Below are 15646 nucleotides of genomic sequence, written 5' to 3'. Positions count from 1 at the left end.
GAAAACCCTCATCCCGGCCTAGTGACATAACCAACAATTTGTTTGTTGATGTTATGTAACCAACAGAAAAAATATGGTTTTGCCGGATTTATGTCGGCGGTGTCAAACTCTCGCGGATTCAACGGCGCCTGATCAAGGCTTCAAATTGATCGACCGGCAGCGGTTTACCGTACAAGTAACCCTGATAGTTACGGCAGCCCAGATGCAGTAACTTTTGTTCCTGCATGACGGTTTCCACCCCTTCCGCGATAACCTCCAGCCCCATGCTGGCGGCCAAGGCTATGATCATTTTCGCGATGGCTTCATCATTGGCATCGACCAGGATGTCGCTGACGAAACCTTGATCGATTTTCAATTGATCCAGCGGTAACTGTTTCAAATACGCCAGCGAAGAATAGCCGGTACCGAAATCATCCAGTGAAAACCGCACGCCCCGGCTCTTCAAGCTAGTCATCTTGGCTTTGATGTCCTGTAAATCCAAGGCCAGAATACTTTCGGTCAACTCCAGTTTTAGCCGGGCCGGATTCGCCCCGGTTTCGGCCAACACCGCCAGCACCTGACGGGCAAAGTCTTCCTGCCTGAATTGGCGGATACTGACGTTGACGGCTATCGTCAAATGCTCCATGCCCGGCTGTCCGGACCATTTCACCAATTGTTGGCAGGTGCTTTCCAACACATAGAGTCCTATCGGCAAAATCAGGCCGGTTTCCTCGGCCAAGGGTATAAAGCTGGCGGGAGCCACCATGCCATGTTTGCCGTGTTCCCAACGTAGCAAGGCCTCGGCCCCGTGAATACGGCCGCCGGCATCGACTTGCGGCTGATAGAACACCTTGAATTGGCGGGATTCCAGCGCCTCGCGCAGAGCCTGCTCCAGCGCCGCGCGCGCCACAATGGACGCTTGCATGGCCGGGTCGAAAAAGCGCATATTGTTTCTGCCCGCGGCCTTGGCCTGGTACATGGCAATGTCGGCCTGCTTCAGCAGTTCGTCGATACCGAGCGATTGATCGTTGAACAAGGTCACCCCTATGCTGGCGGTGCTGCGATGCTCGTAACCTTCGAATAAGTACACCTGATTAAGGCTTTGCAGAATCTTGTCGCCGATGATTTCGGCCTGAATGGCGGCCTCGGCGCTCTTGCCGCCCAACTCCTTCAGCATGACCACAAACTCGTCCCCACCCAGTCTGGCCACGGTATCGTATTCGCGCACACAAGAGCTCAAGCGACTGGCGACCTGTTGCAGCAACTGATCGCCTTTCTCGTGTCCCAGGCTATCGTTCAGGTTTTTAAAGTTATCCAGGTCCAAAAACAACAAGGCGCCGAACTGCTGTTTACGGGCATGAGCCGCCAAGGCCTGCTGCAAGCGGTCCAGCAACAGGCGCCGGTTCGGCAGTTGCGTCAGCGGGTCGTAGAAGGCCAGATTTTTGATTTCATCCTCGGCGGCCTTGCGGTCGCTGATATCGATGTGGGTACCCACGTAATGCGTAACCGCGCCTGTCTCGTCCTTGACCGCCGTAATGGTCAGCCACTTGGGATAAATTTGGCCGTTTTTACGCTTGTCCCAAATTTCGCCTTGCCAAGTACCGGTGGTAGTCAAACTGTGCCACATGTCGGCGTAAAAATCCCGCTCGTGGCGACCGGACTTCAATATGCTGATGTTTTGCCCCACCGCCTCTTCGGCGGAGTAGCCGGTGGATTCGGTAAAGGTTTTATTGACGCGCAAAATCACCGCATTGACATCGGTAATCACCATGGCTTCCTGCGACTCGAAGGCAGTGGCGGCAATACGGAATTCGGCTTCCGCCTGCTTCCGCTCGGTGATATCGAAGGCCGAGCCGATGTAGCCGGCAAACGCGCCATTTTCATCATGGATGGGCACGCCATGATCGAGTATCCAGCGCCAGTCGCCTCGGGCGCGCCGCATGCGGTATTCGGTGACTATGGGTTTTTGATCGAACACGTTTTTGTAGTATTCGGCAAACACGCTGTCCCTGTCGTCCGGATGAATGAACTGAATCCAGTTTTCATAACTGATGGCTTGATCAAATGCAATGCCGACAAAATCCAGCCAGGTTTGATTGACGAAGCTGGGCTTACCGTTTACATCGGTAATCCATATCATGGCCGGCGAGGCATCCGACATCCGCCTAAATCGCTCTTCGCTGGCTCGCAGCACGTCTTCCATGATCTTGCGCTGCGTGATGTCGCGCATCGCGCTGGCGAAAAACAAACCCTTGCCTGTCCTTATGGGGCTCAGGCTGATTTCGACATCGAATACCGTGCCATCCTTTTTTTGTGCCTTTACCACCCGTCCCGCGCCCATGGATTTTACCGAGGGATTAGCGGCAAACGCTTCCCGCAATCCGACATGCTTTATCCTCAACGACTCCGGGACCAGAATTTCGATGGAACGACCTATCAACTCTTCCGCCCGATACCCCAACAAGGATTCGCACTGATGATTCACCATGGTGATGATGCCGCCCTGATTCGTTATCAACATGGCATCCGGCGTGGCATCGAAAATGGCCCGCATATAACTTTCGCTGGCTTTTAACGCGAACGGACTAGGCAACTTTAGGAGTTTGGGTATCAAGGGCCAGGCCAGAACGGCCGCAGCAACCGAAACCATGGCTGTCAACAGCTTGACCCAACCTTCAAGCCAATAATCGGGATGCCAGATCGTCCAAATGCTCAGCAAATGCGTGGTGCCGCAAAGCAAAATAAACGCTCCGAACAACACAAACATCCAGCGGTAGATCAGGTCCGTGCGCTTGTAGGCAAAGTACGCCAGGGCGAACGGAATGGAGTAATAAGACAAGACGATCAGCGTATCGCTGATGACATGCAACCATAACACCGATGGCTGCCATAAATAACAGGCGCCGTGAGGCATGAAGTTTTTCGAACTATTCAGTAAAGCTTCCAACCAAGCGGCCATTTTCCCTCCGTATTTGTGAGGGAGTTTAAAGGCTCAAAATCGCCTTGTCGAACCGTAATATCCGCGCGACTTTTTTCCTTCACCAACTTCCTGACTTTCCACTGACTTGCTGAATTTTTCGGACTACCGCAACGCATGGATTCCTTGTAAACCACTCCAAATCAGGCCGTCAGCTCCAGACCACAACATTTCCAGCCAAACATGCGAAACAGGCGATTTCTCCACGGCCCGGAAACCGGAGAAGCCGAATCGAAAACGAAAGGCTCGCGTGATGCGGGAGCCCTGTCATCTATTGCTGTAGCGGCTCCAGTCGGGCGCGAATGCGTACCGAAAAATCGGCTGACTGATCGGCGGCCCGGGCAAGGTCATTGATCAAAGCTCGCTCCCGCAACAGCGGAAAAGGCATGCGAGTGTCCAGACGGCCTGTTTCATACAGATAGTCCGGCAGATAGCCGCTGAGCAGAACTTTCCAGGAAAAGGCCAAGTGTTCCGGATTGACCAAGGTACGAAACCAGATAGCCGTAGTGCAATTATCCAGCAGGGTATTGTAAAAAGCCGGCTGCCGATTGAGCCGATTGATTTGCCTGACATACTCCAGAAAAAGCCGTCTGGCCTGATCCTTGGAACCTTGCAAGCGGTACAGATAAACCTGTTCCTCGGGATTTTTGCGGTAATTGGCACGCAAGCGAATTACATCCCGCTCGTCAGCCACAAAATAAATCAGTTCATACTGACGAAAAAAACCCTTGATCGTCGAATAACCTTCGTTAAGTTCCTTGCGCGCCTCGATGGACATCGCTAGATAATCAGCGCCTCCGAAATGAAAGCTGATGATGGTATGCGCAATCGCCGGCCCCATCCAATAGATGGAAAACAGATCGATCCCTTCCAGTTTATTCAATTCGAAAGTCTTATCGTAATAAGCCGGCCGGTAATCGAATTCGGATTTATAAGCGAAATTGCGGATGTTGTACACGGTAATCCGATCGCCATCCAAGGTGGCAAAAGCCAGCTTTTCGGCGTCGGCTTGCCATTGTCTGCCATTGCTGGGACTGATATCAAACCACCACCCCAGCACGGCAAAAAATATCGCGAAGTAGCCAATAAGCAATGGCCCGCGCCATCCCGGCAGCCACAAACCCAACAGCGTCAACAGCGCGCAGAACCCAAACAGCCAGCCTAAAACCTGCTGACTGGTTCCGCTACCCGAATCGCCAAAATAAAGCGCCAAACTACCCCATAAGCCGACTACCAGGATGATGAAGCCCAGCAAGGCATATTTAAGCGTTTGCATCAGTTACCAAGCGCTATCGCGTGATGACAGGACACAGCCATCATTTTTCCCAACTTTGTGCCCGCTGATCTGTTTCCAAAGCTTGGTTATCAAACACCAACACGCCGCTGTCGGCGAACAAATTGAGTTGGCCCCGATTGATGACTTCGAATCGCACGACTTCGGCCAGCAGACGCAAATAATCAGCATAGCGCGACGACGGGCCGCATTCGGCCAAGGTAGCCGCGCCCGATGCCAGCTTGATGCGATCTCCATCCACGGAATAACCGCCCTGCATACGATTACAATCTGCTGTCACCCTGTAACGATCATTCGGCATTAATGCCAAGGTATAACGAGCGGGATCATCAATCACAAAACTATCCGGTTCGGACTCAGCGTCGAACCGTTTCAACATCCAGACCACGCCAGTGATTGCTTGCGCTTGGTTTTCGGCGTCGCCGGCATTATTCGGCACGAAAGCATCCGATGTTTTTTGCATGGCGCAAGCCGGCATCAATAAGACAGCAATGACCAAAAGCAGGCATTTAGAACGAAGGGTCGGCATGATGCTCCAGCTTAAGAAGTAGAATGTGATAAGAACCGGCTCCCATCATAATACTGTCAAGTATTTGATTGGCAAAAATAAAACCCATAAAACCACGAACAGACTACAAGCCGCCGCCAAACCGATATTGCCACGCTATGCCGGTGGTATCGAAATCACTACCTCTGCGGCCGGAAATCGCCGTGCTGTAATACAGCTTGATAGAGTTGGCTCGATTGACTGGCAGAGCCAGCGTCGCACCGGCACGGGAGTTTTCCAGGCTGTCGTCATTTTTGTGGCCGTCCACTCGGCTTTGTCCTCCGGTGTAAAAAGTGGCATCCGCCGCCGCCCAAATGCCGTAGCCAAAGTTAAAAATCAGATGCCCCTGCACGGAATAAACCGGGTCTTGCGAACGCAGTTTGCCGCCAAAAAAATTTTCGTTGTCGGTGTAGAAGCGAATGCCGCTCGCCAGCTCCAACGTTACCGGCCCCATGCGCTTGGAAACCCCTAACTCCGGCTTAATCGACCAACGGTTGGTGCCGAGATTGACCAATTTGCCGGAATCGTACTGCCCTCCCGGCGCCGTCACCTCGATAGTGGCGCCGATAATCGTATCCTGTTCGTACTTGGCAAACTCCTCAAGCGTCAGCGCCGGTGCGCCGAAAAAGTTCATCGAGAAGTGAAAACGGGGATCGATTAAACCGGAGACTTCCCTATCCCGTTCCTGGTCAACCACGGTGGCGCTTCCCTGCAGCGAAGCATAGGGCAACACCATATCGAACTTGGCCGATTTACCATAGACATCGACCGCCCGCGCATAAGCCAGTACCCCGGAATGCAGTTCGATCTGGGTATTTTCTATCGGCAAGGCCGGGTCGGTGGCTACACCACCAGCGGTGTAGCCATAACCCGCAACCAGAAAGTTCAGCCCTACCGGCGTATTGGCATACGTACGCGGCTCCAAATCCTGGCCTTGGGCGGAAAGGCTAACAGCCATGGTAACCGCCCAACATGCCAGGATTTTAGCGCTGCCCCGACGAAAAAACGTCGCCATGAAAAACAAAATCCTCCCGCTAGTTAGGCGCCGGCACCGGGGTATATATTGGGCCGTTGCTACCGTAAGCCTGCGTATACCAAGACGTTCCGCATTGATAATAAGTCACCCCTTGAACCACGGTGGTGTTTGGGGTGCAGGGCAAGCCTCCGCTGGCGGCGGGCGGCGGAGTGGTATACACCACGGTGGTGGATGGTGCCGGTGCCGTGGTTTGGCTGGTGTTCGATTGACCAGCCGCATAACCCGCCATGGCGCCAATCGCCGCGGCGCCGACAGCTACGGCCGCCACTTCGCCGTCGTCCCAATGGTTATCATCGTACTGCGCTTGCGCCGCTCCATAATACCCCACGGGTGGTGGATACGCACCGGCGGGTGGCCTATAGTTGCCGCCACTATAGTTCTGGGCTGCTTGTTGCCGGCCTTGTGATCGTGTCGTCGCGCCCTGCTGACGGGTATCGACATTTTCACTCGAGTAAGCTTGGCGTTGCGCTTGGTTTTGCGACACGGAATCCTGCCGCTGCGCTTGATTGGCGGTCGACGCAGACTGCATGGATTGCCTTGTTGCGGCCCGATTACTCGACATCGTTGAAGCCGCTTCGGTTCTATTAGCCGAAACCGACGAGGCGGCTTGCGAACGGCTGGACGCCATCGATGCGGACGAAGCCGCGCCACGCGCCGAAAAACTGCCGCTTGCCGCCGCGCCGCCACGGGAAAAACCACCAGCGCCGCCAACGCCTCCAGCCATTCCACGAGCCGTGGCGTCTCCGATACCGATGCTTAGAATGGCACAGGCGGCAGTCATCGCAGTCACGATAGCATTAAGTTTTGTATTCATTGTTTTTCTCCCGCATGTGCTGGATATTCAGAGGCGCCAGGCAAGATGCTAGGCAATTGCGCCAAGAAGGCAATTTTTTTTGCGCCTTCGGCTGGCGTAAAGGCAAACTGCGCATTGTCGATTTGCGGGGCCAAATTCCAATCGGAAAATTGCGCTCTAAACTGCGGTTGACCTTCCGCCAATTTGTAAGTCAACACCACACGCAGTGGTAAAGGCTTGGGTCCTTCGGCAATCCATACTTGGTAATCGACAGTCTCGGTGCGTGCGGCCAGATGATGCGCGGTTTGCCCGTAAATCGCGGTCTTTTCGACATAATCGAGCGATTCGGTTCTGCGCTCCAACTCGGCGGGTAATTGGCTTACCAACAACACGGCCAATGGCAGTCTCATATTCAGATCCTTCAAGAAATACTTAACCGCTTCATCGATGCCGCCGGGTTTTGCCGTCTGGGCATAGACGTTATTGGAGGGGCTAAATACAGTGATGTCCTTGCCGTCATACAACACAATTTGCTTTTCGCCATCGCTTTCCTCGCGTTCCACCCGCAAACCATTGGGCCGACTAACGACAACCTTGCGAGTGGCCGCGAATTCGATTTTTGCGCCGGATGGCTGCACCGTGTCATAACTGTCGCTGAGATTGACCGCGAAGGCCGGCGTCTTGGCCAGATAATTCGCCATGCGCAACAGAATACCCTTGGCATCCGTGGGTTCCGGCCCGGCTTGCATAGTGGATTCCTGGGAAGCCCAATCCGAGGATGGATTCTTCAGCGTCGGCTGCTCTGCGCAGCCCACGAGTGTTATAAGAATAGCCATCCATAGCACGTTGCGTGTTCCTAAATGTAGTGTTTTTTGCATGGTTCACCTCCTTAAGGTGATGGGATTGACTTGATGGACACACCGGTTGATGACAACACCATGACTATCTGGGAGCGCCAACCGATTTGAGTCGAAGTAACGCGGTACTGCAAAGGATTTTTCATGCCTCGCCGCTCTGAGCCAGGGCAGTATTCAATTCCACCTTGACCGGGTGAGTGATATCCAAATGCACGTCGCGTTGCGGAAAGGCCAACAAAATTCCATTTTCGCTGAACAATTCTTCGATTCGCAGGCGCACATCGCTCATCAGACGCATACGGTTGGGTTGCACCAGTAGATCGACCCAAAAATCCAAACGCAAGCTCAAGGCACTGTCGGCAAATTCCTGCAGATAAACTTCGGGCACGGGATGCTTCAGTACCTGGGGGTTTTCGATAGCCACACTCTCGACCAACGCCAATACCTTGCGCACCGGCGAGCCATAAGCAGTACCCAGCGTAATAGTGCAACGAAGGCGCTGGTCGGATAGGGTCAAATTCGTGACGTTGTTTTCCAGGAAGCGACTGTTCGGTATCAACATATCGATGCCGTCAAACCTATGCACTTGACAGCACCGGCTACCGATTTGCATGACGCGGCTCAAGACGCCCTCGATTTCGACCATATCGCCCAGCCTGATCGAACGCTCCGCTAATAAAATCAAACCGCTGATGAAATTGTTGATGATGTTCTGAGCGCCAAAACCGACACCAATCGCCAGGGCGCCGCCGAAAAAAGTAAATACCGTTAGCGGTATATGCACGCTAATCAAGGCAAAAACGATGATGGCCACCACCGCCACCAGACTGAACAACCTCAAGGACAACAATCCCGAACTCGCCTTGATTGGCTGCCAGTTTTTCACCCGCCGCAAACCTTGCTCCGCGACGCGATTGACCAACCACAAGCCCAGCGCAAGTATGAGGATAAACTTGACGATCTTGCTCACCGTCACGCTGCGTTTACCGCTAATCTGCCGCCCTTCGACGATAATGCTGTCATCGATGGCGAGAAGTTCGAAATCGCTGAACGCGTTTACCAACGCCATCGAATCCGCGTAGAAAGTTTTCAGCTTTTCAAGCAATGATGCATTGCCCTGTTTTAGCTCCAACAAATCGAGCATATTGATAAGACGGCTTTCGAGGTCATCCAATTCAGTCAGTGCGCGTCTTAGCAGCTTTTCCGCACTGGCGAAGGCGGCTTTTTTACGCTGCTCCTGTTTTTGCTCGCCGTACTCGCTTTGCCAATTCGCCAACTTTTTTGCCTGGTTATCTAAGTGGATTTGTATCGTATCCAGTTCCGATTTCAGATACTTACGCCATAACGAAAGCCGTTCCATACCCAGCTTTAGATCCACCGAAGCTTTATTTAAGGCGACAGGATCCTCGGCATGGCCAACCAGATAACGCAATTCCCACGCGTGTCGCTCACTCACCACCGCCAACGCGAGCAAACGCAGGGTTCTCAAGTTGGAAGACAGCACCTGACTTTCCACCGAATCGGCGTCCAGTATCTGCTGGATGCTTTCAATCTCGGGCGTAGTGTTTTCAACTTTGCCCCCACTCTCCAGGGCGATTTTCTCGCTTAGCTTTTTCAAACGCTCGCGCGTACTTTGTAACTGGCTTTCAGCGGCTTGGGCCGCTCGGACGGTCGACGCAATTTCGCCGTCCAGTTCCAATTGACGCTCGGTAAGCTGATCCAGCTTTTTGTTCAAATCGACTTGCGATAACGGTGAACTACTACTGGCCTGCATGGCCTGACGAAGCAGCAATGCTTTTTCGTCGGCTAGATGAGCCAACCGTTCGTTACGAAGATCGCTGCTTGTACTCAGAAGGCCAATGCGCGCCTCGTCCCGCTGAGTGCGGAGCGCATTCAGTTCCCGCAACCAACGTGCTCGCTCGGCCTGCTCGGGTTGGGCCACCTCAAGCGCTTCGTTCGCCTGCCGCAGATTCTTCGAAGATTCCTGAAATTCCTGCCGCCGCGTTTCCAGCAAACCATCAAACAAGGCCTGTTCCAGTCTAGTAGCCTCCAATTCGCGATCTTTCAGGCGCACCTGTTGCCATTGGTAGTCAATAAAATCCACCGAATACGGCGGAGGCTCGGAAAAATTCGTCCAAACCATGGCTTTTTTTTGAAAATCCTCCCGCGTTTGCCCCATCCCACGAAACTTGCTCAAGGTATCCAGATGCTGCTCGTAGTCATTCGCAATCAAATTCAGCAAGCGGGTGAATTCGGCCCATTCGGCCGCTGTAGCCGCAACAGGCGCCACCTCGCCGTCTTGCAATGACGCGGCCAGGCGGACACGAACTTGATCGAGTCGTAACCTCAGTTCAGATTCAGTTCCTTGCCGCGAAGCGGCATCCTGACTGTCCGCTTGCGCAGTCGCTGACTGAATGCCCGCGGACGATCCTTCCGCGCGCACCGCTAAGGCGGCCAATGACAGCATCGCCGTCAATGCGGCAAAAACAAACCATTGCAGCACCGGCACGAGACAGGGCATACCCGGCGTGCCGCTGGGTGGAAACAGCAAATGTCTATGTCGGAGAGTCATGACTGCCTTGGTCGAATCGACGTGACTAATTGACCGAATATCCCATCGCGCCCAGACAGGATTTCATGGCCCGATTGTAATTATCCAAGCCGGGCGGCGGCGCGGAGGCGGCTTGCTGTTGCCTGTCACGCTCCTGAAACCCACGTTTCAAGGCACCGCCGGTGGCGCCAATAGCCGCACCCTTGCCGGCATCGCCGGCAATCGCGCCGATGGCCGCGCCAGCCGCCGCGCCACGGAAACCGCCTCTGAGTGTTTCCCTGGACGCACTGCCAAAACTTGGGCCGGAACTCTGCGCCGGAGGGTTGCTGGGATCATAGCCGGATTGCTGAACCGACCAGCCGTGGCAGTTGTACTGGTCTTGCTGCTGTTGCTGCGGGCTTTGTCCGGCGGCGGGATAAATCATCAGATTTTGCGCTTGGGCATTCATGGCTCCCACGCCCAATAAAACCGCTCCGGCCATGGCGTTACGAAATATGCGATAGCTAATCTTCATGTTTTTACCTGTTTGTTTGAGTGATATGGGTAAAGTCGAACCGTTATTGTTCCGGCCGATTGGCACCGCAGTTCGCCAGCCTGTAAGCCATCCGATCCGACCAGTCATCGAAGGTCCGGGTAACGTCGTCCCATTTGCCGGTAACACCGGTAACCGACTTGTTGCCGACCATGCGATCGACAGCGACCGCCAAACGCTCGCCGGTGCTGGCATCGGTGATTTCCACTTCCCCGCTCGCCTTGCCGACAAAGCTGCCGGTACCGGTTGCAATTTCTTTCAGCTTGGACATTACCAACAATTGCGGCACGAAGGACGACACGGTATCCAACGCCACCCAGGAGCCTTCGGCTTCGGTAATTGCTGCTCTGATCCGCAAAGTGCCGGGTTGCGGCGTTCTAACGATTTGATAGTGCTTGCCCAATTCGTTGACCAGCGAACCATGCAAGTGATTGACCAACATTTGTCGATCATCTGGCGAAATCGTAGCCATATCGGAATTTTTGCCAACCCAGATACCGACAGGTTCTATCAACACCTTGTCATAGTTATTACAGATTTGCGGATAATTTGGATTCAGGTAAATCTTCAGCGCCTCGCCGTTTTGCCCCTCGCGCAAGGCCGAATAATCCCCTAAAAATCCGGATTCTTCGACATTACGCGCCTGCTTGATCGGCGTGCACGCGGGCATGCTCAGCATCAGGCCCAGCCCCACTATACCGACGAGATTTTGCTTACTGTAAGCTGTCATTGTTTAATCTCCTTTTGCAAAAATGATGATTTTGAATCAAGGATTGATACGGGTAATTTTTGAGCCCTGTATACCTAGACCGGCCATCAAACCTTGTTGGCCAAACACATAGGCATAGACATCGTCCCGCAAGGTAGTGGTGGTTGCTTTCTTGGCCATGCCTTCATCCAGCACCACGATGTTGGGCCCGACGCCCACTTCCAGGCCCTTGGCGCTATCCAGGCTGGTTATCGCCGCGTCGTTCATGAAGAACATGGCGTAAGCGAAGGCTTGCACCCCGGCTTGCAAGCCATAAGAGCCGGCAACGATGTTGTAATAGCCGGTAGTCTTGCCACCTCTACGCATGGCGCCCTTGCCGTATTCGGCGCCGCCGATAAAGCCGGCCTTGACCACATTAGGAAACACCAGAATACCTCTGGCTTTTGCCGCCAGCGTTCTGGCCGACGGCGTGGTTTGGTAAAGTTTATGCAAAGCCGCATCCACTTCGCGGTCAATTTGAGCCGCATTGGCTTTCGAGTCCGAGTGAGAGCCGCCCGTGGTCTGACAGCCGGCCAGCATGGCCGACATGATCAACACCAGACAAGCGATGAGCCTGAATCCGAATTGACCATGGACTTGACGGGGTTTGTTTACGATTTTCATGACTTATTCCTCAGTGGTGAATTGGCTATTTAATGCATTTAAAGCGGGGTCGTTCGGCGTTATCCTCAGGGCGGAGCGGACGACATCCCGCGCATCCAAAGTGCGTCCGACACTGGTCAGAGCCATGGCGTAGACATAGCCGAACCGGGCTTGATCAGGGGCCAATTTAACCGCGCGTTCCAGAGACTTCAGCGCCTCCGTGGTATTTTTCCGCCTGACCTGTAACAAGCCCACACTGTGGTGCAATTCGGCTGCGTCCGGTAATCTGGCCAAGCCTTGTTCAAGCACGGTTAGCCCTTCGCTGTCGCGATGCATCACCCGGAAAAGATCGGCCAAATTGATGTAGGCCATCACAAAATCGGCATCGAGTTGCAGAGCCTCCCGATATGCCCGTTCGGCGGCTGCGAATTCATTGCGGGCCGTATGAAAATTGCCTCGATTGACTTGCGCGGCCGGATCGTCGGCGTTCCAATCCAACGAATTTAAATATTCACTGCCGGCCGCTGCGTAGTCGGCCTGTTCGGCAGCGGAAATAGTTGCCGGCGCTAGGCCAGCCAATGCCGCCGCGGCCAAGATGCGCGGCGAACGCACCGGATCGCGCAGGCGGTCGTGGGCCAGCGACCAACGTTGCTCTGGTGGTACTTGTTCTAAAGCCTCCAAGGCCGCCGCGCGCAACAAGGGGTCGGCATCCCGCAAGGCCTGGGTCAGAACCGGCAACTGCTCCGGCGTCAGACGGGCGGCCATTTCCGAGATGGCTGTAGCGCGCGCGATAGCCGGCAGGCTTTTGTCTTGTACCAAGGCTGTTAAGCGAGCCGTTGCATCCGCGGTTCCGATACGCGCGGCATGCAAGGCTGCGGCATAATTTTGATAGCCCCTGGGCTGATGCCCATACCAACGTTTGGCTGCGTCAGCCGCCCATTGCGCGGGCTTATCGGCATGGCAGGCGTTACAGGCATTGGGAGCACCCAGTTTTTCGGTTAGATCGGGGCGCGGAATACGAAAGCCATGATCGCGGCGGACATCGACACCCATATAGGTGTTGGTCGGCATGTGGCAACTGACACATTTAGCGCCAACGGAATCCGGCGCATGGAAATGGTGCCTGGCATCGTCATATTTAGCGGCGGCATGGCATTGCAGACAAGTGCCGTTATCGGCGGCCTTCAATTTGAGACTATGCGGTTCGTGGCAATCGCTACAGGTCACGCCGGCCTGATACATTTTGCTTTGCAAAAACGAGCCGTATTCATACACTTCGCCGTCGATCTGCCCATCGGCGTGATACAGGGTTTGCCGCAGCAAGGAAGGTAAATGGCTGTCCATCAAGCGACCATGACGGTAATCCCCCAGCAACTGCGCGCGCCGCGAATGACAACGGGCACAGACCTCGATTTCTGCATCATCACGACGCGGGGTATTGCGCTGGGCATTGCCGGTATGCGAATCGATGCGCCAAGCCACGCCTTGCCGCTCGTTCAGCAATACCGCCAAGCCCTTGGACTGTTTGTCCACCGTTGCCGCGCCCGGTTCACGCTTGGCCCAGTCCACATGCCCGGAACCGGGACCATGACAGGCTTCGCATGACACATCGATTTCCGACCAGGTCGTGCGGTAAGTCCGACTGGCGGCAGCGTAATTTTTTTGCAGGTTAGTGGAATGGCATTCAGCGCACATGAAATTCCAGTTTTGCGAGCGCCGGGTCCAGTGCAATGGGTCGGTATGGTCGATTTTTTCGTTCGGATACAGATGAAACCAGCGTTGTCCGCCCTGGGCTGCCGGTCTGCTATCCCAGGCAATCGACAACGCTTGCAGCTTGCCGCCGGGCAGTTCGATCAGGTATTGCTGCAACGGCGTAACGCCAAACACATACTTGATTTCAAAATCCGCCAGCGTGCCGTCCGGGCCATCGGTGTTGACCATGAAACGGCTGTCCCGCCGGAAGAAACGCGACACCACGCCGTCCTTACTGAATTCAACGTCCTGAAAATCGCCGAGCACCGTCTGTTCGTTGACGTCCTGCATCGCCAAATCATGATGTGAACCCTGCCAGAGACTATCCTGCTCGGCATGGCAACCGGCGCATGCGGCTCTGCCGACGTAGGCCTGTTCGGCCTGCAAGGTATTTGAAACCGGCGCGACGGTGGAACGACCGGCAAGCGGGAACAGGTAAAACCAAGTGCCCCACCCTGCCAGCACCAGCAAGCCCAAGACGGCGAACCACCGATGCTTACGGTTAGCCCATGTCTTCATGACTTATTCCAAAGCGAAGCGTGGTTCACCGACAGCTTCATTGCATGCTGCTCCGCAGCTCCATCAGCACCTGATCCACCGCATCCACCCGAATCAAGCCCGCGCGCGGATATTCGATGTCGAGTATCACATACACCGTCACCGCTATGATGGCGGCAAAACCGATGACATGAAACCGGTTGTTATCCCGGCTATTACCCATCGAATATCCCGCCAAAAGCGAACTGAGCAAGGCCAGGACAAACAACATGATGAAGATCACCGGCGGGGGGTGCATAACTCGCGAAGTGGTCGTGCGCAGGTTCGCCATATCGAACATTTCATTCAAAGCCGACAACAACAATGTGGTGGCCGGCACCGATCCCGATAACTGACAGGCCTCGACCGCCATCGGCCAGATTTGGCTTTGTAGTTGATTAGCCCTGAGCAATCCGGCTTCCGCCGCCGCCATGTCGGGCAGTTTTTGAAACACATCCAGTCGCGCATCCAGATATTGCCGGAACAAATCCCGCAATGGCGACTGCTTGTCAGCCGGCAGCAAATTCAAGCGCAGATACGCGGTTCCAATCGCATTGGCCTCGCTTATCACCAAATCCCGGCGATGATCCAAGCGCGAGGCCGCCCCGGAGAAAGTAAAAGCGATCAACAAGCCCATCAAGCCGAAAACGGCGCCGTCGATTAAACCGGCGGCGGCTCTATCGGTTTTTTGTTCATCCGCCTGGCTACGAATGCCTAACCGCCTGCCGACTTCTATGGCCAGCAGCATGCCAACAAACAAGCCCAGCGAGGACAACACAGCAAGACCGGCAATACCCAACATTTGATTCCCCCAATGCGCCATTATCTTAAAAATCGTTCATTGGCCCGCGCTGCTTGGGCCATGAAATGCTTACGGACGCTCGAAAATCTTGCGCCGCAGCGCACCTTCACCCAAACGATGATCCAATCCCGCATACAGGTGATACGCCAAAAAGGTCAAACCGACGCAAAGTAGCTTCATCAGCATCAGGCTCCAATCTTGGCGTTCCCATACTTCCGACACGGCCTGATTGAACAAGCCAGTCTGGCGATAGGCATGAAACAGTTTTTCCAGGAAAAACACGATGAACGCTACGCCCAAATAGACCAGAGTCTTGTAAATAACCACCACCCAAAGCGGCTGACGGCTATCGAAGCGATTGCCGGCCGGCGTATGATCGAGAATGATGACGATTTTGGCGATAATCAAAGCGCTGATGGCTGCCGTGGAAACAACCTGAACGTCAACCTGGTAGCCGGAAAGTAATAGCTTCTTTAAGGTCAACATCACGCCAAAGCAAAAAAAGAAATACAGCGTCACCCAGCCTACTTCCTTAGCCTCATGTTTTATCTTTGATAGTAGACTCATGGCTTGTTTGCCCCCGAATGCATTATTGAAAATACCGTTTTCATTTCCCCCTCCATCCGCTTGGTCTTAGG

The 15646-nt window shown here is 54.3% G+C and carries 13 protein-coding genes; all 13 read right to left on the bottom strand.

The window, feature by feature from the left end; all coding sequences use genetic code 11:
• Positions 1–118: 118 nt before the first annotated feature.
• Positions 119–2938 (bottom strand): sensor domain-containing protein, encoded by a 2820-nt coding sequence (locus NP590_RS00705; protein ID WP_256600215.1) that lies wholly within the window; start codon positions 2936–2938, stop codon positions 119–121.
• A gap of 289 nt (positions 2939–3227) precedes the next feature.
• Entirely contained in the window at positions 3228–4232 is a 1005-nt protein-coding gene (locus NP590_RS00700) for an Lnb N-terminal periplasmic domain-containing protein (RefSeq protein ID WP_256600214.1), read from the bottom strand.
• 40 nt (positions 4233–4272) lie between these two features.
• Positions 4273–4713, bottom strand: a complete 441-nt coding sequence (locus NP590_RS00695; RefSeq protein ID WP_256600213.1) for an META domain-containing protein — start codon at positions 4711–4713, stop codon at positions 4273–4275.
• Between the two features lie 169 nt (positions 4714–4882).
• Positions 4883–5755: a transporter gene (locus tag NP590_RS00690; protein WP_256600212.1), complete on the bottom strand. Its 873-nt coding sequence runs from the start codon at positions 5753–5755 to the stop codon at positions 4883–4885.
• A gap of 76 nt (positions 5756–5831) precedes the next feature.
• Positions 5832–6647: a hypothetical protein gene (locus NP590_RS00685; RefSeq protein WP_256600211.1), complete on the bottom strand. Its 816-nt coding sequence runs from the start codon at positions 6645–6647 to the stop codon at positions 5832–5834.
• On the bottom strand, positions 6644–7504 hold the full coding sequence (locus tag NP590_RS00680) for a DUF2092 domain-containing protein (RefSeq protein ID WP_256600210.1): 861 nt from the start codon (positions 7502–7504) through the stop codon (positions 6644–6646). The genes NP590_RS00685 and NP590_RS00680 overlap by 4 nt, the downstream gene beginning before the upstream one ends.
• Before the next feature lie 121 nt (positions 7505–7625).
• A complete protein-coding gene (locus tag NP590_RS00675) occupies positions 7626–10055 on the bottom strand; it encodes a mechanosensitive ion channel domain-containing protein (protein ID WP_256600209.1) in 2430 nt (809 codons plus the stop codon).
• 25 nt (positions 10056–10080) lie between these two features.
• A complete protein-coding gene (locus NP590_RS00670) occupies positions 10081–10548 on the bottom strand; it encodes a glycine zipper family protein (RefSeq protein WP_256600208.1) in 468 nt (155 codons plus the stop codon).
• A 43-nt stretch (positions 10549–10591) separates the two neighbouring features.
• On the bottom strand, positions 10592–11296 hold the full coding sequence (locus tag NP590_RS00665) for a DUF3313 domain-containing protein (RefSeq protein WP_256600207.1): 705 nt from the start codon (positions 11294–11296) through the stop codon (positions 10592–10594).
• Between the two features lie 36 nt (positions 11297–11332).
• Positions 11333–11938, bottom strand: a complete 606-nt coding sequence (locus NP590_RS00660; RefSeq protein ID WP_256600206.1) for a lipid-binding SYLF domain-containing protein — start codon at positions 11936–11938, stop codon at positions 11333–11335.
• 3 nt (positions 11939–11941) lie between these two features.
• Entirely contained in the window at positions 11942–14188 is a 2247-nt protein-coding gene (locus NP590_RS00655) for a multiheme c-type cytochrome (RefSeq protein ID WP_256600205.1), read from the bottom strand.
• Positions 14189–14225: 37 nt separating this feature from the next.
• Complete coding sequence (locus tag NP590_RS00650) at positions 14226–15029, bottom strand: bestrophin-like domain (protein WP_256600204.1); 804 nt, start codon at positions 15027–15029, stop codon at positions 14226–14228.
• Positions 15030–15077: 48 nt separating this feature from the next.
• Complete coding sequence (locus NP590_RS00645) at positions 15078–15575, bottom strand: hypothetical protein (RefSeq protein ID WP_256600203.1); 498 nt, start codon at positions 15573–15575, stop codon at positions 15078–15080.
• Positions 15576–15646 lie beyond the last annotated feature (71 nt).

Origin of the sequence: Methylomonas subterranea (genome assembly GCF_024505185.1) — a bacterium.
In the GTDB taxonomy this organism is placed as follows: Bacteria; Pseudomonadota; Gammaproteobacteria; order Methylococcales; family Methylomonadaceae; genus Methylomonas; species Methylomonas subterranea.
This window is presented reverse-complemented; position numbering and strand designations above follow the sequence as displayed.